At 65.7% G+C, this 19,272-nt stretch carries 15 protein-coding genes; 10 read left to right on the top strand and 5 right to left on the bottom strand.

The genetic code is table 11. From position 1 onward, the window contains the following. The first annotated feature begins 12 nt into the window (after positions 1–12). Positions 13–750, top strand: coding sequence for an ABC transporter ATP-binding protein (locus NM1_RS14735; RefSeq protein ID WP_068019734.1), 738 nt, complete (start codon positions 13–15; stop codon positions 748–750). Beyond that, on the top strand, positions 747–1,586 hold the full coding sequence (locus tag NM1_RS14740) for a hypothetical protein (protein WP_068019737.1): 840 nt from the start codon (positions 747–749) through the stop codon (positions 1,584–1,586). Before NM1_RS14735 ends, NM1_RS14740 begins: the two co-directional genes overlap by 4 nt. Before the next feature lie 23 nt (positions 1,587–1,609). Here the strand turns inward: NM1_RS14740 and NM1_RS14745 are convergent, their stop codons facing one another. The 3 genes from NM1_RS14745 to NM1_RS14755 all read right to left on the bottom strand — a co-directional run bounded on the left by NM1_RS14745 (position 1,610) and on the right by NM1_RS14755 (position 4,294). Continuing rightward, positions 1,610–3,010, bottom strand: coding sequence for a cytochrome P450 (locus NM1_RS14745; protein ID WP_307719314.1), 1,401 nt, complete (start codon positions 3,008–3,010; stop codon positions 1,610–1,612). An 89-nt stretch (positions 3,011–3,099) separates the two neighbouring features. Then, positions 3,100–3,999, bottom strand: coding sequence for a Sco1979 family transcriptional regulator (locus tag NM1_RS14750; RefSeq protein ID WP_068019741.1), 900 nt, complete (start codon positions 3,997–3,999; stop codon positions 3,100–3,102). 61 nt (positions 4,000–4,060) lie between these two features. Further along, positions 4,061–4,294 carry a DUF397 domain-containing protein gene (locus NM1_RS14755; protein ID WP_084519625.1) on the bottom strand — a complete coding sequence of 78 codons (234 nt, stop codon included), beginning with the start codon at positions 4,292–4,294 and terminating at the stop codon, positions 4,061–4,063. A 503-nt stretch (positions 4,295–4,797) separates the two neighbouring features. Between NM1_RS14755 and NM1_RS14760 the strand changes: the two genes are divergently transcribed. After that, on the top strand, positions 4,798–5,103 hold the full coding sequence (locus NM1_RS14760) for a hypothetical protein (RefSeq protein WP_147289077.1): 306 nt from the start codon (positions 4,798–4,800) through the stop codon (positions 5,101–5,103). On the opposite strand, the gene NM1_RS14765 is transcribed toward NM1_RS14760, so the two are convergent. Next, the gene (locus tag NM1_RS14765; RefSeq protein WP_211339490.1) at positions 5,084–5,923 is read right to left on the bottom strand and encodes an SAM-dependent methyltransferase; all 840 of its coding nucleotides are present in this window, start codon (positions 5,921–5,923) and stop codon (positions 5,084–5,086) included. The genes NM1_RS14760 and NM1_RS14765 overlap by 20 nt on opposite strands. A gap of 264 nt (positions 5,924–6,187) precedes the next feature. Between NM1_RS14765 and NM1_RS14770 the strand changes: the two genes are divergently transcribed. From NM1_RS14770 to NM1_RS41080, 3 genes are all read left to right on the top strand, one after another. Continuing rightward, on the top strand, positions 6,188–6,850 hold the full coding sequence (locus NM1_RS14770) for a TetR/AcrR family transcriptional regulator (protein WP_068019745.1): 663 nt from the start codon (positions 6,188–6,190) through the stop codon (positions 6,848–6,850). Positions 6,851–7,038: 188 nt separating this feature from the next. Next, positions 7,039–8,502 (top strand): sulfatase family protein, encoded by a 1,464-nt coding sequence (locus tag NM1_RS14775; RefSeq protein WP_068019747.1) that lies wholly within the window; start codon positions 7,039–7,041, stop codon positions 8,500–8,502. A 1,061-nt stretch (positions 8,503–9,563) separates the two neighbouring features. Further along, positions 9,564–10,223: a response regulator transcription factor gene (locus NM1_RS41080; RefSeq protein WP_084519628.1), complete on the top strand. Its 660-nt coding sequence runs from the start codon at positions 9,564–9,566 to the stop codon at positions 10,221–10,223. Here the strand turns inward: NM1_RS41080 and NM1_RS14785 are convergent. Further along, positions 10,183–13,131 (bottom strand): AfsR/SARP family transcriptional regulator, encoded by a 2,949-nt coding sequence (locus tag NM1_RS14785; protein WP_084519629.1) that lies wholly within the window; start codon positions 13,129–13,131, stop codon positions 10,183–10,185. The two genes, NM1_RS41080 and NM1_RS14785, sit on opposite strands and share 41 nt — an antisense overlap. Before the next feature lie 92 nt (positions 13,132–13,223). Between NM1_RS14785 and NM1_RS14790 the strand changes: the two genes are divergently transcribed. From NM1_RS14790 to NM1_RS14805, 4 genes are all read left to right on the top strand, one after another. Next, positions 13,224–14,843 (top strand): AMP-binding protein, encoded by a 1,620-nt coding sequence (locus NM1_RS14790; RefSeq protein WP_068019755.1) that lies wholly within the window; start codon positions 13,224–13,226, stop codon positions 14,841–14,843. 349 nt (positions 14,844–15,192) lie between these two features. Then, complete coding sequence (locus tag NM1_RS14795; RefSeq protein WP_084519631.1) at positions 15,193–16,698, top strand: MFS transporter; 1,506 nt, start codon at positions 15,193–15,195, stop codon at positions 16,696–16,698. Positions 16,699–16,830: 132 nt separating this feature from the next. Further along, on the top strand, positions 16,831–17,160 hold the full coding sequence (locus NM1_RS14800) for a glycine zipper domain-containing protein (RefSeq protein ID WP_147289078.1): 330 nt from the start codon (positions 16,831–16,833) through the stop codon (positions 17,158–17,160). Positions 17,161–17,315: 155 nt separating this feature from the next. Continuing rightward, positions 17,316–19,220, top strand: a complete 1,905-nt coding sequence (locus tag NM1_RS14805) for a propionyl-CoA synthetase (RefSeq protein ID WP_068019762.1) — start codon at positions 17,316–17,318, stop codon at positions 19,218–19,220. Positions 19,221–19,272 lie beyond the last annotated feature (52 nt).

The raw sequence follows: 19,272 nt of genomic DNA on the forward strand, positions 1-19,272 counted from the left end.
GCTCCCGACACCGTGATCGAAATTCGTGACCTCACCCTGAGCTACCCGGGCGTGACCGTCCTCGACGTCCCCGAGCTGACGGTGGCAGACGGGGAACTCACCTACCTGATCGGCCTGAACGGCACCGGCAAGACCACACTGCTGCGGTGCATCTGCGGCGTCATAGCGCCTGCCGTCGGCACCGTCCGGGTCGACGGGGACCGCGTCCGCGCCCATCACACCACACCGGCAACTCTCGGAATGCACCTCAACTACCGAGCTTTCGACCCACGCCACACCGCACGGCGGCACCTACGCTGGATCGCCCGTGCCCGTGGACTACCCACCGGCCGGGTCGGCGACGTCCTCGAGATCGTCGACCTGGTCCGGGTCGCCGATCGCCGGCTGGGGCACTACTCGCTCGGCATGCTCCAACGTGTCGGCATCGCCGCCGCATTGCTCTCCGAGCCGCGCACCCTGCTGCTCGACGAACCGCTCAACGGCCTCGACATCGCGGGCATCCGCTGGATACGCGAACTGCTGCGCCAACTCGCCGATGGGGGGACCTGTGTCCTGGTTGCCACGCACCTGCTCGATGAGGTCGAACGCAACGCCGACCACATCGTCATCCTCGGCGACCGGCGCATTCTGGCCGACCAGCCGTTCGCCCACCTCATGAACACCCTGGAACCCGGCGAGACCAGCCTCGAGGACGCCTACCTGCGCATCGCCGGCCTGCCCACCGACGTCGTGTCCGGGGTGGCCTCATGAGCGGCCCCGGCCCGGCCACCCTCATCCGCCGTGGCGTCGCCGCCGAGTGGACCCGCACCGCCGGACGCAGCTTCCTGTGGACCATCGCGGTCCCGCTCACCTTCGTGCTGCCGCTGGTCGTCACCTTCGCAATCGCCGCGGTCGCGGAACGGCTCGCCGATCTCCCCGGACAGAGTTACGTAGCCACGGTCTCCACCACCAATTCCGTGTACTGGGTGATCACCCTGTCCGTGTCGATCATGATGGTCACCACCGCCTACGCCCACGCCTCCCAATGGCGCGGTCAGACAAGCGATCTCAACGCTTTCCTGTTTCCCCGGACCTGGACGGCCGCGTCGTCCCGGTGGATCTACTACGGCGCCATCACGGCGATATCGACAGTTGTCCTGCTCGTCGTCGTCATGGTCACGCTGCCCTACCAGTTCCCCAAAATCTATGGGGCGGTGGACATCACGGATGCCGCCGGCCTCCGGTTCCTCTGGACCGTCCCGAGCTACGCGTTCGCCGCGTGCGGTGTGGGTATCGCGGTCGGGTCACTGATTCGCACTCCGTCCGCCGCCGTCGCGGTCCTGCTGTTCTGGGTCTACGTGGCCGAGAACTCCGTCAATCTGCTACCCCACGGGTACACCCTGCAGGCCTACGCGCCGTTCCTCAACGCCGTCGCCGCAACCGGCCAGGAAGTCGCCTTCCTGCCTCGCTTCGGCCGCAATGGATCTCTGCTCTACTTCGTCCTCGTCGCCGTGGGCCTCTTCGTCACCACAGCCGTCCTTCCCGCCCTCGTTCGCCGGATATCCGGATATCGCAGGACGGCGCTCGCCAAAACAGGCACAGCCTGAGCCTCGAGCTTTCGGTCGCGTGATTACGCGGAGACCGGACGAACCTCGAGCGGAAGTCTTCCGAGCCCGGGGATCGGACCCATGGCTCGCGGGAGCTTCTTGGTTGCGATCGGCTGGAACTCCCATGTGGACAGCAGGCTGTGGAGCGTCGTTTGCAGTGCCATCCACGCATAATTGTTGCCGAGGCACATCTGATTGCCCATGCTGAACGGAACGAAGCTCCGGCATTTCGACCCGGAGTCCGAGGTCGACCACCGATCGGGGTCGAAAGTGTTCGGCTCGGCGAAAATGTGCGGGTTTCGGTGAATAGCGGCAATGCTGTAACCGATATCGGTGCCGGCGGGAAATGTGAAACCGTCGAGTTCGACCGTGGTGAGGGTGCGTCTCGTCTGCAGTAGTGGCGAATGGGTCCGTGTGACCTCGTTCAGGAACCGGTTCAGATAGTCGAGTTGGTCGAGGCTTCGGGGTTCGAGTTCCCTGGCGGCGGAGATCTCGTCCCGCAGTTTCGAAGCCACCTTCGGATGCCGGGACAACTCGTACAGAGCCCAGGTCAGTGTGGCTGTCGAGGTGTCGATTCCGCCGAAGATGATGGTTACGGCCTGCTCTGCCAGGAAATTGTCACTACGGTCTGCGCTGTCCGGCGAATTCAGCAGGATGTCGATCAGGTCGTTCCGGCGTTCACCACTGGCCCGGCGCGCGACGAGCAGGTCCCGGCAGTAGTCCCGCAGTTGCGTTCCGGCCGACAGGAATTTGCGGTTCACCGGCAACGGCAGGCTCGCCAGCCGCTTGGGCAGCACACTGCCTACGATGGCACCTGCGCCGATGTCCCCGACCAGCCCCGAGATGAATCGCACCTCGTCGGCATCGGGTTCGTGCGAGAACATGGACCCCAGCAGGTTGGCGATCACCATTTCCAGCACGGCGGAACGGGCCTCGACGATCTGGCCCGGCCGCCACGAGTTCGCCAACGCATCCGCGTTACGCTTTATGGTGCCCGCGTAGCTTTCCAGCTCCGGTCGATGGAACGCCGGTTGAAGCATGCGACGAAGGCCCATGTGCTGCTCACCGTCCGCGACGATCAGCGATTCCTCGAATATGAGACGGATGCGTTCGAAGAGGAGTCCTCGCTCATACGAGTCGGAATTCTCCACCAAAACCCTGTGGAGAAGTTCGAAATCGGTAATGACGTAGACAGAAAGACTTCCGATATCGACACGCGCGATTTTTCCGACGCCGGCCAGATCCACCATGAACTGGACCGGATCACGCCACATCCTCCAGCCGTGCCCGATAACAGGCAAGCGGCCGGGACCGCACGGGACGTCACGGATGTCCACTGCTATCTTGCCCCTTCTTTCGGCAGGTCCAAGGCCAAGGACTTCGGAGGATCCGATCGGATCGCTGAGCCCCGTAGCGACCCACACGTTACCTCAGCCCCGAGTCGCGCGGCGGTCGGTTGACAAGCGAAAACGTCTGTCCCACAGAGCGTGATCTGCTTCTCCGGCCCTTTGCGTCAGGTGAGTCCGTCGAGGAGGTCGTGCAGGATTATCGGGGTTTGTTCGGGGGACAGGGCGAAGCCTGCGCACAGGGTGTCCATCAGTTTCCGGTAGCGTTGCAGGTCGGCGTTTTTGTCGAGATAGAGTGCGCCCGTGAGTTGTTCGAGGTAGACGACGTCGGGTAATTCTTCTTCCGGGAAGCGCAGCATGCTGAAGGAGCCACCCTCTGCGGGGGTGGGGCCGGCGGCTTCCGGGAGCACCTGCACGGTGATGTTGGGCCGCTGGGCCAGGTCGAGCAGATGACGGAGTTGGTCGCGGGCCACCTGTCGGTCGGGAGGCTGCCTGCGCAGTACGTGCTCATCGATGACGGCCCACACGGTGGGCGGGGTCGGCGTGCGGGTGAGTATGCGCTGGCGCCGCATCCGCATATCGACCAGGCGCTGGGCGTCCGCGCGGGAGTCGAGACCGAAGATATAGCGGGCGTAGTCGGCGGTCTGGAAAAGGCCTGGAATGTAGTGGGTTTCGTAGATGCGGATGCCGAGGGCGGCCTGTTCGAGACCGACATAGGTTTCGAACCAGGAGGGGAGCAGGTCGCTGTAGCGGTGCCACCAGCCCGGCCGGTTGGCTTGACGGGCCAGGGTCAGCAAGCGGTCGCGCTCGTCGGCGTCGTTCACCCCGTACAGCGTGAGCAGATCGCTCAGATCGCGTTCCTTGAACCCGGTCTGCCCCAACTCGAGTCGGGTGATCTTGGTTTCGGATGCGCGCAGTGCCTCGCCCGCGGTCTGGCGGCTGACCTCGCGTTCCTCGCGCAGCTTCCGTAACTGGCCGCCGAGCGCGATCCGCAGGACGGTCGGGCCGCGGTCGGCGGAGGCCTGGGCCGTTGCCGCACTACTGTCGCGATCGGCCCTGGCTGTCATCGAGTCGACTCCCGTGTCATAAGAATCTGCGGCTCCTTTGTGGATGCACCGCCGCATTACTTTACAGCATGAGGCCGTCGAAGCGACCGCTCTTGATGTCGCGCACCAGGGCCGCGAACTCCGCGCGCGTGCAGGTCAGTACGGAGCCCTGGGGGTCTCGGGAGTTGCGCACCCCGATGCGGTCGCCGGAGAACCGGGTCAGTTCAACACAATTGCCGTTCGGCCCGCTGTACGAGCTTTTCCTCCAGGCGATTTCGCTCGGCTCTAACGGGGGCTCGACGGTGGGATCGGACATGACACTCTCCACTGTTCCTATCGATGAACGAGACTCGCAGTCCCACTGTACATGCAGACGCACGTGCAGATGCATGTCTATTCGCAGGTGCTGATGCACCTGCCGTTGCATCTGCGCCCGGAGTTTGGAACACTGTCGTCAACCGGAAACGTCTGGTGTGGCGTGCAGCGTGGGCAGCCGAGTGCTGTTCTGCGACAGGAGGACGGGATGAGGGTCCGCGTTGGACGAGCGGTCGACACGGTGCCTGCCCCGTGTGTCTCCTTACCGGTCCACGGCCGCGATGCGGCAGGCGCTTCGGACGCTATAGCTGCGGTCCGCCTTCGCACCGCCGGCGAATGGTGTTGGGGGGATGCCGATTTCGTTCGGTGCGCGGTTCGTCTCGCGGAGCCGGCCGACAGGGGTCCAGCCCTTGCGGCCGAGCGGTATGCGGGAGTTCGAGTCGTCCCGGTGCGGGGGTGCAGTGTCCCCCCGCACCGGGAATCACTAGCCGCGAGGGAAGCCGAATGAAGCGAGAAGGACTGCGTACGACGACAACCGCGGACGGGAAGAAGACCGCGGACTGGTCACTGACGCGCAGGCGCCCGTGGATTCGGCGCGTATTGCTGCTCGGCGACTCGAGCCCGGCGGTCCAGTGGCCCGACAAGCTGCTGCCACTGGCGCAACGGGGAATGATCGTCTTCGCCGGAGACGCGGGCTCGCTGGATCTCGCCGATGCCCGCGAGGTGTTGCCACAGCATCAGGACCTGTGGGACGCGGTCCAACAGGAGTTCTGGACGGCCCTACTCGACGTCAGCCAACCCCTAGGCTAGGAGTGTTGCTTCCGACCGCGGCCCACAGCCAGTCGGTGCGCATCTCTTCGGTCTCGTACGGAGATTTCAGCCAGGGCTGCCACTGCCAGGGGTGAACCAGGCCGGGAGCCACCACGTCGAACCCGTCGAACATGCGCTCGATCTGCGGTCCGGTGCGGAACACGATCGGGGACGTCGCCGCCTCGTACACCTCGACCACGCGCCGGACCTGGTCCGCGGGAACGATATCGGACGTCAGATGCGATAGCGCCAGGTAGCTGCCGGGAGCCAGGACGTCGCGGAACGCCGCGACGGCACCGTACGGGTCGGCGTCGTCGGGAATGAAGTGCATGATCGCGACGAACAGGACGGCGCACGGGCGGCTGAAGTCGATCAGCGCCCGGAGGTCGGGGTGCTCGAGGATGCTGTCGGGCTCGCGGATGTCGGCGGTGATGACCGTGGTGTTCGGGTTGGTGGCCAGCAGCGCGCGCCCGTGGCTGAGCACGATCGGGTCGTTGTCGACGTAGACCACGCGGGCGTGCGGCGTGATCGCCTGGGCGATCTCGTGCACATTGCCCTTGGTGGGCAGACCGGTGCCCAGGTCGACGAACTGGTCGATTCCCGCCTCGGCCAGGTACCGGACGGCACGCTGCAGGAAAAACCTGTTCTCCCAGACGATTTCACGAGTATTCGGCAGCGCGGCCTTGACCTGTTCGGCGGCCTCCCGATCGACGTCGTAGTGGTCCTTACCGCCCAGGAAGTAGTCGTACATACGGGCAGGGGTCGGACGATCGATGGCCAGACCCTGCGTGTTCGAATCGGTGCGCCGGGAATCGTTCACACCCGACAGCCTAACCATCCCGACGAAAATGCTGTGCCCGCTACACCTTTCGGCCCGGTCTATGCCTCGGGCGACCCGGCGCAGGTAGTCGAGTACATCCTCACACGTTCAGTACCCACTGGTATTGGATACTTTGCGGTTTTCAGTACCCATCGGTATTGTGCCTGTTATGGCTGAATTCCTGCAGACTCGAACGGAGGACATTTCGCCGACCTGCGGCAGGGGTCCCGCGCCCCTCGGTCGACTGGCAGGCAGGTCGATCTCGTGAGCGGGCCGGTTCGCCGCGTCCCACGCGACGAGGTGCGGCGCCGGTTGCTCGACGCGGCGGCGGAGGTCTTCGCCGAACGTGGCTATCAGGCGGCCCGGCTGGACGAGGTCGCCTATGCCGCCGGATTCACCAAGGGCGCTGTGTATTCCAATTTCGCGAGTAAGCATGCCCTGCTCGCCGAACTGATCGACCAGCGCGCCCGTACCCAGATGGCGGTGAGTGCCGTCGAGGTCCGGGCCCAGAACCGGCCCGACATGGCACTCGACGATATCGCCGAGGTGCTCGCCCGCGGAATCGTGGAGCAGGGCACCTGGACTCGGCTGCTCACCGAGATCGCTCAGCAGGCCGCCCGCGATCCCGAGGTCCGCGCCGTCTACGCCGACGTTCGCCGGGCGCTGCGCGCGGAGTTGGCCGCCACATTGACCGCGGCCTGTACCGAGCTCGGTGTCGAGCTGACCGTGCCCGCCGAACAGCTGGCGCTGACGCTGCAGTCGCTGCGGCTCGGGCTCGCGCTCGAACACGGCACCGACCCCGACCGCGTCGACCAGGCCGCCATCGCCCCGGTGTTCGCCAGCACCCTGCACGGCGTCATCCGCCGCCCCGATTCGGCCACCGCACAATCGTCGACCGGGCGACCCGACGCCACAGAAATCCGATGAGCATCGGCGGGCGGCCCCGGTGACACCCGCCGCCAGCACACGCATCCGGGCCGAGTGCGCCGCCGCCCGAGGGCGGCACCGCCGGGCTCGCCACACTAGACCGAAGGCGCCCTCCGATGTCCCCATCACCTCATCGATCGACCTCTGATCACGCCCCGGAGCCGAATCGTCGGCAGATACTGTCGATGATGGCCGCGGCCCCGGTGGTCGTCCCGGCCCTCGGCGCACTGCGGTCCGCTCCCGCGGCGGCCGCGGTGGGGGAGCGGCCCAACATCTTGGTTATCATGACCGATCAGGAACGCGCCGATGTCGTTGTCCCCGAAGGGTTCTCGTTGCCCACGCGGGCCAGGCTCGAGGCGGGCGGGGTGCGTTTCGCCATGCATCACACACCGACCGCGCCGTGCACCCCGGCCCGCTCGGCATTCTTCACCGGACTGCAGGCGCCGGTGAGCGGGATGACCGACAATGTCAGCGGTAACGACCTCATGGGGCAGCTCCTCGCGAGCCTGCACACCTCGAGCCCCAACCTCGACACCGCCATCCCCACTCTCGGCGCCATGCTGCGGCACTCCGGCTACCGCACCGCCTACATCGGCAAGTGGCACCTGTCCGATCCGGTGCGCCCGGAATCGAACGCGTTGGCGGGCTACGGATTCGACGAAGCCTACGACATTCTGTCCGGCGGCGGCCCCAACGAGGGATCGCAGGAGGATCCCGGTGTCGTCGCCCACGCCACCGACTGGCTGGCCCGCAACGCCACCGGCACGCAACCGTGGCTGTGCGTGGTCAGCATGGTCAACCCGCACGACATGATGTACTGCCCGCGCTTCTACCGCCTCGAGGACGTTCCCGACCACGGCGCCGACGTCCCCCCGAATTTCGAATCCGACCTGTCCACCAAGCCCCGCGTGCAGACCGCGTGGCGCACCACGAACGAGATAATCGGCGGGCATATGCCCGGCGAGGTCACTTCACCACTCGCACAACAGCAATGGCGGCAGTGGGGCAACTGGTATCTCGAATTGCTGCGCCGCACCGACGAACTGACCGGGAGCGTCCTCGACGCCCTCGATCGCGGCGGCGCCGCGCACAACACCGTCGTGATCAAGGTCGCCGATCACGGCGAACTCGGCGGCGCACACGGCCTGCGGCAGAAGGGCGCGATGATCTACCGCGAGAACAACCGCGTCCCGCTCATCATCGCCGATCCCCGCAACCCCGGCAGCCACGGCCGCACCGTCACGGCCCTGACCAGCCACATCGACATCGCCCCGACCCTGGCTGCCCTCGCGGGCGCCACGCCCGGACCGCTGCCCGGCCACGACCTGAGCCCGCTGCTCACCCACCCCGCAGGCACCGTCCGCGACGCCCTGCTCCTCACCTCCGACGCCAAATCCAGCGCAGGCCAGACCCCCGGCATCAATTACTGCCTGCGCGGCGCCCTCACACCCCGCTACAGCTTCGCCCGCTACAGCACCCCCGAGGCGATCGACGGACCGCGCACCGCATTCGAATACGAACTCTACGACCGCGACAACGACCCGCTCGAACTGCACAACCTGGCACACAACGGCGGCGCGGCCGCACTGGTCGACGACATGAACGCCCTCGTCGACTCCCTGATCACCGCCGAACTAAGACCTCTCTCGTGAGAGCACATCCCGGCGCGTCGAATTAGCGGGCAGACCCGGCGATTCGATGCGCGTCGCGCCTGCACGATCTGTTCGCCGTCCCGTTCGCCGACATCGCCCCGATCATCGTTCGCAGCCCCGAGACAACCCAGCGGATCGCCAGTCGGACACGGCGGCGGGTGCGCGGTACTCGCATCAGCGTCCGTGGCGTTGGCCAAGGCATCGATCCGGTGATGCCGGCGCCTTGCTGGAATGCGTTGTGATGGAGGGTATTCCACCACAAGAAAGGACCTTGTGATGTCTCTCCGAATGGCGGCCGTCCTCGTCGCCCTGGCAGTCGGCGCGCTGGTCGGCAGCGGTGCGCGGGCACTGGCCGATCACGTCCGTTACGGCGTGTACGACGACCGCGGTGCCTGTGAGGCGGCTGGGTGGACACCCCCACGCACCCGAGATGGGCCCGCTATGAATGCCGACCGGTCCCAGCTAGCAGCTGGAACTGTACTTGGTGAACTGACCGAACCTGGCGCTCCAGGGAGCGGGGTATTCACGAAATTCTCACGGTCGACCCGTGATAGTGGCACTCAGATCGGATCGCCGCGGTCACCCGGACCCGGATTCTATCGTCGATCGGCTGCCCCCGTTCGGCACCGCAGGCTCCGGGCCGATCCCGGTCTCGTCCGAAGCATTCCCCTCAATGCCCCGGACGTATGCGGCCGAAGGGGTGGGCGTGTTGATGGAGCCCGACGCCCGCCCCTTCGCCACCCTCGGCCCGCTGCCACGGGGAATCGAACCCCGCGTTCGGTCCGGCATCGACTGCCTCAGCCGAAATGGAGTGATTTGTTGGTGATCGATGCCTTATCGGCTCGCTGTTGACTCGGTTGGGTCACCACTGGAGGGCGACACGCTACTGAATGGCAGACATCTGTTTGCTTGCGTCGAGGATCAGAGGAGCCGATGGTGATGTCACTGCAGTACCCGGGATTCATTTCCGGAAATCGGTGTCGCTCATCTTTCAGTAATGTTGGGGGCAAACCAGTTTCGCGGGGAAGAATTGGTGCGCTATCGAATAGCTCGGGGCTCTCGTGAGGCTGGGCGTAGTGGACGCCGACAAGCCGGTGGCTGATGCGTTGGTCGCCGTTCTCAATGCATGTGGACATGAGGCTGCGCCAGTTGGCAGCGGTGCGGAACTGCTGACCTCACACCGTGACTACGACGTGGTGATCCTTGACCTGAACCTGCCCGACATGGACGGGGAGCATGCTCTGCGTCGGTTCCGGATGGTCAGCTCCGCGCCGGTCGTCGTTCTCACAGTGAACAACGATGAGCGAACGGTCGTGCGAGCACTGCGGCTCGGTGCCGACGATTATCTTGTGAAGCCTGCGCCCGTGGGCGTGTTGATAGCTCGACTCGAGAACATCAGCCGTCGCAGGGTGTCGCCCACGGTGCTGGCACCGGTCATGGTCGTCACGCGTGATGTTTGCGTTGACCTGGCCGCCCGTGAGGTGCGGGTCGGAGGCGAGCCGGTGGCTTTGACTCCCAGCGAATTTCGGGTGGTCGAGATCTTGGTGGAGAAGCCGGGATCGGCCGTGAGCCGTCAACAGTTGAGGGATCGGATCTGGGGCGATGCGTTTCTGGCGCTGTCGCGATCATTGGATGTTCATGTGTCGACGTTACGTGCCAAACTGAACCGGCCTGGACTGATCAACACGGTCCGGGGGTACGGCTATCGCTGGGAAGTTTGACGTCGGGCAGCGTTTCGGCATTCCCCGCAGACTCGGCCGGTTTGAGTTGTGCGATGAGTTCGTTCGCATTGTGCATCGCCGTTCGGGCTTCGGCGTCGCGTCCTGCTGCGGCCAGTGCCTGGCTCTGGGCCATGAGCGCGCCGATCCGTCGAACTGGGTCTGCCGAGTCGATCAGGGCGCGTACGGATTCTGTGGCGGTATCGACGGCAGCCAGAGTGTCGCCGACGGCCAGTTGCGCCTCGGAGAGCCGAATGAGTGTCCATCCCTGCAGGACCCGATGTCGGGTGCGGTGCGCCAGTGCTACCGCGTCCGCGCCGAATCTTACTGCCTCCGGGAACATCTGCCGCCGCCAGGCAATGCGGGACAGCGTGTGGAGGGCGAATGCCTCGATGAAGCGGTGCCCGGTGGTTCTCGCACTGGTCAGAGCCTGCTCGCTCGCGGACTGCGCGTCGTCCAACATGGCGGCTTCGGCGCAGGTCCACCCCGCGAATCCGTAGGACATCCCCATGCCCCAGTCATCGTCGAGTCTCTGGAAGATCTCGGCCGCTGCGGTCCAGTGCGGGACTGCGGCCGTCGGCTGCGCGATCATGACTACTCCGGCGAGGGACATCTCGGCTGTCGCGTACAACCGGGCGTTTCCGGTCCTGGAGGCCAAGGCCGAGGCCCGTTCCATGCTTGTGCGGGATTCTTCGTCGTAGCGACCGCGTTCCATTACCTGGGATGTGTGCAGGCCGATGCGGATGCGGGCCTCGGATCCGCTGTCGCCGATCCGGATTGCGCGATCGAGCAGGTCATGCAGAGGTTGGACCAAGTCTAAATTGCCGTCGGAGATGAACAGGGTCTCGGCCAGAGTCCAGCACAGGTCGGCAGCGACCGGGAGGAGTTCGACTGTATCGGCGGCGGCTACCTGCCGATACAGCGCGGCGAGGGTGCCGCGTTCGGTGGCGAGCCATTTGTGCGCGTCGGACTCGTCATCGAACATCTGTCCGCGTGCGGTGGTGGCGGTCACGTACTCGGGCAGCCGGGTCCTCGGGTTCCACAGTGTGACAAGGTTTTTCGCTGACGCCAGGTAGAAGTCGAGCAGTGTGGCCAAAGCGGCTGGGTGGTCACTTCCCGGCAGGGAGCGTGCGAACAGCCGCACCAGATCGTGATAGCGGTAGCGGCCCGGTGCCGGCGAGAGCAGCAGATTCAGATCCACCAGCTCCTCGCATAATCGTTCGGCTTGTGCATCGGAGTGGCGGAGCAGGCACGCGATCGCGGGGGCGGGCAAGTCCGGGGATTCGACGGCGGCAGCGAGGCGGAATGCCCTGGCTTGCTCGGTGTTGAGTTGTCGGTACCCGAGATGAAAAGTGGCCTCCACCGCGATGTCGCCGGTTTCGAGTTCGCCGATGCGGTGCCGTTCATCGGCTACTCGCCGAACGACCGAAGCGAGGGACCACTGCGGCCTTGCGGCCAGTCGCGCGGCGATGATCCGAACTGCGAGTGGCAGTTGTCCGCATGCCTCGATGATCAGGCGCGCAGCGTCGGGGTCGGCTCGGACTCTGGGTTCGCCGACGATGCGGGTCAGCAGGTCGAGGGATTCTGTCGGCGAATAGGTATCGAGGCTGGTGGTGACGGCCCCGGGGAGGCCGGTGAGGCTGGATCGGCTGGTGATCAGCACGGCGTTGCCCGCGCCTCCCGGCAGAAGTGGCCGGATCTGGTCGGCGTCGGCCGCGTTATCCAGGACCATCAGCAGCCGTTTTCCGGCGGCGGCGGTCCGGAACAGGGCAGAGCGGTCGTCGAGGGATGCGGGCAATTCGCCGTCGGCGTAGCCGAGGGCGCGGAGGAAGCCGCCTAGTACGACGTCGGGGTCGGCGGGATGGGCATCCATGCCACGCAAATTCGCGTACAGCTGGCCGTCGGGAAAGCTGTCGCGGATCAGGTGCGCGACATGCAAGGCGAGGGTCGTCTTGCCGATGCCGCCCATTCCGGTGATCACCGATACCGGGACCGCGGGTGAGTCCTGGTTTCGCAGTCGAGTGGTCAGCTGGTCGACGGTATCGGCACGACCGGTGAAGTCCGAGAGATCGGAGGGCAATTGGGCGGGTTGCGGGTTGCGGACCGGCGTAGGGGCGAGCACGCCGGACGGGCGCTGTGGCGTAGTGAGTTCACCACGCAGGAGCTGCTGGTGTAGCTCGGCCAGTTCGGAACCGGGCTCGACCCCGAGTTCATCGATGAGCCTGCGCCGGATGTCGGTGAATACCCGTAGCGCCTCCGCTTGCCGGCCCGACCGGTACAGCGCGGTCATCAGTTGTCCGTGCGTACCTTCGGCCAGAGGATGTTCTGCGGTGAGCCCGATGAGTTCACTCACCAGCTCATCGTGTCTCCCCAGCGCCAGGTCTATATCGATGCGTGCGCTGAGGACTGCGAGATGCTGTTCGGCCAGCTTGGCGCGTTGCTGTGCGGCGAACGGTCCAGGCACTCCGGACAGAGGTTCGCCGACCCATAGCGCCGCCGCATCACTCAAGAGAGCGCGCGCAGCATTCAGATCACCGGATTCCTTGGCGCGTTGAGCCTCCGTGATCTGAGCTTGCGCCGAGTCCCAGTCCACCGTCGCATCGGGAATACGCAGTGCGTAGCCACTACCGACGGAGACCAGCAGCCGGGCGGGGGTACGGGCGGTGCGGTCCGGTTCCAGCATGGCTCGCAGATCGGCTGCGTAGTTGCGGACTGCGCCCGAGGCTCGTGGAGGAGCGGATGCCCCCCACACCGCGTTGATCAGTTCGCCGAGCGACAGCGTTCGATTTCGGTGCAGCAACAGCGCCGCGAGCACTGCTTGCCGCTGCGGTGTGCCGATTTCCAACCGTTCGCTGCCACGCCACCCCGTCACCGGTCCCAGGACGGTAAACCGGAATTCCTCTCCCACCATCCGGCCATCCTATGGCAATCGCGCGATTTGTCCTGATCGCGGTGTTACTGCGTTCTGATCGGTCACTGATTGTGTGCTGTTGTGCTGGTCGAATGTTGGATGTCGAAACATTGCCGGAGATGCTGGCGGCGCGAACGTTGCTCAGCCCAGCGGGGCGGCCGTTGGAGTTCATCGACGCGGCGGTTGCTGCGCCGTCCTACGCCGAGCTGGATCGTCGGGCCCGGTCCATTGCGGCTGGACTGGGAGAACGCGCACCGCGGGGTTCCCGGGCGCTGTTGGTGATGCCGACCGGCGACGATTTCGTGGCTGCCTTCTTCGGGTGCCTGTATGCGGGCATCGTGGCAGTGCCGTGCCCGCCGCCGCTGCCCGGCGCGATGGCCGAACGGTTCGCCGATATCGTCGCTGACTGTACGCCGGAATTGCTGGTCACCACGGCCGAGTGGGCAGCGTTGATGCCGGCGTCCGGGATGCAGGTAGTCGCGGCGGATGCGCTGCTCGGCTGGGCCGAGTTCGCGCCGGTGGAGATCACGGCCCACGATATCGCCTACCTGCAGTACAGCAGCGGAACGACCGGAAAGCCCCGGGGGATCGTCGTCCGGCACGCCAACGCGCTGGCCAATCTGCGTTTGTCGAGCGCGGACCACGCACTTACCTCGGATGACCGGATCGTGGGCTGGTTGCCGCTGTTTCACGATCTGGGGCTGGTGAGTCAGATTCTGCAGCCGATCTTCGACGACAGCCGGGCTGTGCTGATGCAGCCGCAGGATTTCGTCGCCGATCCCGCACGCTGGCTGCGCGAGGTGTCCACGCAAGCAGCAACGATTGTGGCATTGCCGGGGTTCGCCTACGACATGCTGTTGCGGCGGGTGCCGCCGGAGCAGCGGGCGGCGTTGCGGCTGGACCGACTGCGAATCGCGCGGACCGCCGCAGATGAGCTGGATCCGGAGCGGATGCGGGCGTTCACCGACGGCTTCGCCGTGAGCGGGCTGGACCCGATCGTGCTCAATACCGGGTATGGACTGGGCGAGGCGGTGCTGCATGTTTGCATCACGCCACCGGGCACCCCCGTGGTGACGCTGCGGGCTGATCGAGATTCCTTGTCCCACGGAATATTACGGTCGACAACTCGTGAGGATGCGGTGACCGTGGTCGGCAGCGGACGTCCCGGTGCGGACTTGCCGGTCGCGATCGTCTCGCGCGAGGACCGGCGGTTGGTGCTGCCGGACGGACGGGTCGGGGAGATCGCGATCGCCGGTGCGAGTGTGGTGATGGAGTACTGGGGCGAGGAGGAGACCGGGTTCGATATCGATGGCGTGCGGTATCAGTGGACCGGCGACCTCGGCTGTCTGCTGGATGGAGAGCTGTTCGTGCTCGGCAGAACCGCCGACCTCCTCGTCGTGGACGGCCGCGAATATCGTGCTGCGGATATCGAGCGGACAGCGGCCAAGGCGTATCCGCGGATCCGGCCGCATGCCTGCGCGGTGTTCGCCGATACGGGGTCGATCGTCTTGGTGGCTGAACTTGTCGACGGCCACGACATGGCCGCGCAGGCTGTGCGCGCCGCCGTCGCTGCGCGACACGATCTGGTATTGGACGATATTCATTTCGTTGCGCGTGGCGCTGTGCCGGTGACGACGAGTGGAAAAGTCCGCCGGCGTCGCGCCGCGGAATTCTACCGACGGCAGCGGCCTACATCCGCCGCGCAATCATGACGACACCGGCATACCGTGACTGCTTCTGGAGTCACCCCGTCGGTCGAGCCGTGCCGTCGAGATCCTGGGCCGTGCTCGCAGGCTCGCCGCTGGCGATGATTTGCCTCACCGCGGTGGCGGCCGGGCTCCTGATCGAAGGGGATGTCCGCGGGGAACCGGCGCCCGGGGGCATCGTGCACCGGATGGAATCGCAACGGCTCGACGTACGGAGCGGTCCTGCGGCGTCCACCGAATCCCACAGAGTCCCAACCGCCATCCGTCCGAAGGCCGTCGGCAGGCGAGTGGGCGTACCGCTTCCCCGAGGGAAGGTCATCGGCCCCGCGGTCAAGAAATCAACAACAGGACATCGATGAGAAACATTCCGACAGTGCGACATTTCGGCAGCGCCCCCATCCGGCCGAACCGGCCGGCGATCCACGATCCGTTCCAAGCCCTGCTTGCCCGGCCGCAGTACCGAGTGGGGCGGTGGGCGTTGCCGGTGATCTGCCTTGCCCAGTTCATGGTGGTGCTGGATGTCGCGATCGTGAATATCGCGATCCCCTCGATCCAACACGACCTGGAATTTTCCAACTCCGAGCTGGCCTGGGTGGTCGACGCCTACACCCTTGCCTTCGGTGCGTTGCTGCTGCTCGGTGGTCGCATGGCCGACCTGGTCGGCCGGCGGCGCATGTTCGCGCTCGGGATCGCGGTATTCACCGCCGGATCGTTGCTGGGCGGGGCGGCGGCGACGCCCGGTGTGTTGCTGTCTGGGCGCGTGTTGCAGGGCATGGGCGCGGCGTTCGCATCTCCGGCGGCACTGTCGCTGGTGACCGTGCTGTTCGAGGCCGGGCCGCGGCGGCAGCGGGCGATGACGGTGTACGCGGCGATGGCCGGACTCGGCGCGATCGGCGGGGAACTGCTCGGCGGCGTGTTCACCGAATTCGGTTCCTGGCGTTGGGTTCTGTTCGTGAATGTGCCGATCGGGATGCTGCTGCTGGTGCTGACACCGATAGTGCTGCCGGTGGTCCCCAAGTCGGTGGCGCGCGGTTTGGATGTACCCGGTGCGATTACCGGTACTGCGGCGTTGGTGTGCTTGGTATACGGCGCGATCAGGGCGGGCACGGACGGCTGGACAGATCCGACGACGCTGATGTTGTTGGTCGGATCTGCGGGGCTGACAGTGTTTTTCGTGGCAGTCGAGTGGAACGGCCGACAACCTATCCTGCCGCTGGGCCTATTGCGCGATCGAGCCCGGCTGTCGGCGATCGGCACGATGGTCGCAGCCTACGGCTGCTTGTATCCGATCCTGTTCTTCGGTACCCGGATGATGCAGGACGTCAGCGGATTCGACGCGTTGGAAACAGGATTGGCGTTCGCGCCCTGCGGGGTTTCGATGCTGTTGGCCGCGGGCGTGGCCAAGAAACTGGTACTGCGGATCGGCCCGCGCCCCCTGATGGCGATGGGTTCCGGGCTCTACTTGATCACCTCGATCTGGCTGGCCACTCATGTCCGCAGTGGCTATCTCACGCTTCTCCCCGCACTGGTCTTGCTGGGTTTCGCGGTGAGTTTCGCCACGGTCGGGATCACTCTCGCGGCGGTGGAGCAGGTAACGCCGGAGGTGTCGGGCGTTCTCTCCGGTGTGCTCGGCGCGGCCCAGCAGGTGGGTGGGACGCTCGGGGTGGCGGTGCTCGCGTCGGTGGCGGCCCGGGCGACCTCGGATCGGCTGGCGAGCATGCCATCGGCCGGACCCACCGACGCGCTGGCTCACGGCTTCGGGACCGCCTTCGCGTTTTCCGCCGGCATCGCCGTGATCGCTGCGGGACTCACCGTCCTCGGCTGGCGGCGCTCTGCCGAGCAGGCGCCCACAACGTCATGAATTGATCACGAACCGATCTGTTCAATGACTTCATGGTGCGACTGCACAGGGCCGACTCGCTTCGGCCGGAGTCCGCGCCGGACCACCGAAACAAGTACCTCGGCACGGCCGAGGGGTCGAAAGGATACGAACATGGTACGAAACACACTCGTAAAATCGCTGACGGTTATTTCTATGCCGCTGGTCGCGGCGGCGATTTACGCGGGTCCAGCCTCCGCCGAGTCATCACCGTATGCCGATCAGGCAGCGCCCGTCGCCGGTGTCCCCCTGCAATCTGACGACATCGCAACCAATCCCAACGCCCAGTTTCCCGATCCGGTCCTCAACGGCACCGTGCTCGGTGCCGGAATCGGGAGCGCCGTCGGCTCGGCCACGGGCTTCGGTGGACCTGTCATCGGCGGGCTGATCGGTGCCCTGATCGGACACTTCAATCCGGACGTGGTCCCTCAGGTCCTTCCCTGACGTCCACACATCCATTTCAGTAGGCGTTCGTACCGAGTCACCGGTCTCCTTCTGGTGTACCAGCGCAGTGGAACATGCTGCCTCCGAATATCGACCGGTGACCGGTTGAGCGGTGACTGATCACAGAATTATTCCGGCCGAAGACAGTAGGAAGCATGAGCGTCTACATCGAGCATTTCAACCGCAGCATGAACGATCCGGAGGAGTTCTGGGCGGCCCATGCTAGCGCCGTGACGTGGGACCATGCGCCCACGGTGGTACTGGACTCGAGTCGAGCGCCGCTGCACCGGTGGTTCGTCGACGGGCGGATGAATACCTGTGACAACGCCCTGGATCGGCATGTGGCACAGGGGCGTTCGGATCAGGCGGCGCTGATCTACGACAGTCCTGTCACCGGCGTGCGAGAAACACTCAGCTACGGTGAACTGCTCGAGCGGGTGGCCCGGTTTGCCGGTGCGCTGCGGGGATTCGGTGTGGGCGTGGGCGACCGGGTGGTGATCTATATGCCGATGGTGCCCGAGGCGGCGGTCGCGATGCTTGCCTGTGCGCGGCTGGGCGCAGTGCACTCGGTCGTTTTCGGCGGGTTCGCAGCCGCGGAGTTGGCGGTGCGGATCGACGATGCGACACCGAAGGTGATCGTCTCCGCGTCCTGTGGAATCGAGCCGAACCGCGTGATCGCCTACCAGCCGCTACTCGACGAGGCGCTGAAACTGGCTGTCCACCAACCGGACCGGTGCATCGTCCTGCAGCGCCCGCAGTTGGAGGCCGATCTCGTCGACGGACGGGATGTCGACTGGCATGCGGCGACAGCCGCCGCCGAGCCCGCCGACTGCGTGCCGGTCGCGGCGACCGATCCGCTGTATGTGCTCTACACCTCCGGCACCACCGGAAAACCCAAAGGCGTGGTCCGTGACAACGGCGGCCACGCCGTCGCGCTGCTGTGGAGTATGCGTCACATCTACGGTATCGAGCCGGGCGATGTCTTCTGGGCTGCCTCCGATGTCGGCTGGGTCGTCGGCCACTCCTACATCGTGTACGGCCCGCTGCTCGCCGGGGCGACCGCCGTGCTCTACGAGGGTAAGCCCGTCGGGACCCCGGATCCCGGTGCGTTCTGGCGGGTCGTCGCCGAGCACAAGGTCAAGACTCTGTTCGCCGCTCCCACCGCGTTCCGCGCCATCAAGAAGGAGGATCCGGAGGCGAAATGCCTTCGCGATCACGATATTTCGTCACTGCGCTACCTTTTCCTCGCCGGGGAGCGCCTGGACCCCGATACCTACCACTGGGCCCACGCGGTTCTTCGCACCCCGATCATCGACCACTGGTGGCAGACCGAGACCGGCTGGCCCGCTGCGGCGAATCCGGCCGGGATCGAACTGCTTCCGGCCAAACCCGGATCCGCGACTGTGCCGGTGCCCGGCTACGACATCCGGATTCTGGGAGAAGACGGACAGGAGGTCCCTCGGGGCACTGAAGGTGCGGTGTGCATGAAGTTACCGTTGCCGCCGGGAACGCTCACCACACTGTGGGGTTCGGACCAGCGTTACATCGACTCCTATCTGTCGGCGCATGAGGGCTACTACCTGACCGGCGACAGTGGCTACCTGGACGAGGACGGCTACCTGTTCTTCCTGGGCCGTACCGATGACGTCATCAACGTAGCGGGCCACCGCCTGTCGACCGGCGTGATGGAGGCGGTCGTCGCCGATCACCCCGCGATCGCTGAATGCGCCGTCATAGGCGTCCGAGACCAGCTCAAGGGCCAGCTTCCACGGGCTCTCGTCGTGTTGAAATCGGGCGAGAACATCTCGGCCGCGCAGCTGAGTGTCGAACTGGTGCAGGCGGTGCGTGACCGCGTCGGACCGATCGCCGCATTCCGCGATGTCGACATCGTGCCCGCGTTGCCCAAGACTCGTTCCGGGAAAATCCTGCGAAAAGCTATGCGCGCCATCGCGGACGGCCGGGAGGAGCCGCTCCCCGCGACGATCGAGGATCCGGCGGTCCTGGACGGCATGCGGACCCTGCTGTCCGCGAAGTCTTCTGGTGCGGCCAACGCCCGCTGAGGCTGTCACGTAGCAGCCGAGTTTGGCTGGTATCGCCGATGTTTCACCAACT

It is taken from the genome of Nocardia mexicana NBRC 108244 (assembly GCF_001613165.1).
In the GTDB taxonomy this organism is placed as follows: Bacteria; Actinomycetota; Actinomycetes; order Mycobacteriales; family Mycobacteriaceae; genus Nocardia; species Nocardia mexicana.

Bases quoted from the DNA above. Each gene is read 5' to 3' on its own strand.
- NM1_RS14795 (WP_084519631.1), top strand. From the start codon at position 15,193: ATGAGAAACATTCCGACAGTGCGACATTTCGGCAGCGCCCCCATCCGG.
- NM1_RS14805 (WP_068019762.1), top strand. From the start codon at position 17,316: ATGAGCGTCTACATCGAGCATTTCAACCGCAGCATGAACGATCCGGAG.
- NM1_RS14790 (WP_068019755.1), top strand. From the start codon at position 13,224: ATGTTGGATGTCGAAACATTGCCGGAGATGCTGGCGGCGCGAACGTTG.
- NM1_RS14750 (WP_068019741.1), bottom strand. From the start codon at position 3,999: ATGACAGCCAGGGCCGATCGCGACAGTAGTGCGGCAACGGCCCAGGCC.
- NM1_RS14760 (WP_147289077.1), top strand. From the start codon at position 4,798: ATGAAGCGAGAAGGACTGCGTACGACGACAACCGCGGACGGGAAGAAG.
- NM1_RS14755 (WP_084519625.1), bottom strand. From the start codon at position 4,294: ATGTCCGATCCCACCGTCGAGCCCCCGTTAGAGCCGAGCGAAATCGCC.
- NM1_RS14775 (WP_068019747.1), top strand. From the start codon at position 7,039: ATGGCCGCGGCCCCGGTGGTCGTCCCGGCCCTCGGCGCACTGCGGTCC.
- NM1_RS14740 (WP_068019737.1), top strand. From the start codon at position 747: ATGAGCGGCCCCGGCCCGGCCACCCTCATCCGCCGTGGCGTCGCCGCC.
- NM1_RS14800 (WP_147289078.1), top strand. From the start codon at position 16,831: ATGGTACGAAACACACTCGTAAAATCGCTGACGGTTATTTCTATGCCG.
- NM1_RS14785 (WP_084519629.1), bottom strand. From the start codon at position 13,131: ATGGTGGGAGAGGAATTCCGGTTTACCGTCCTGGGACCGGTGACGGGG.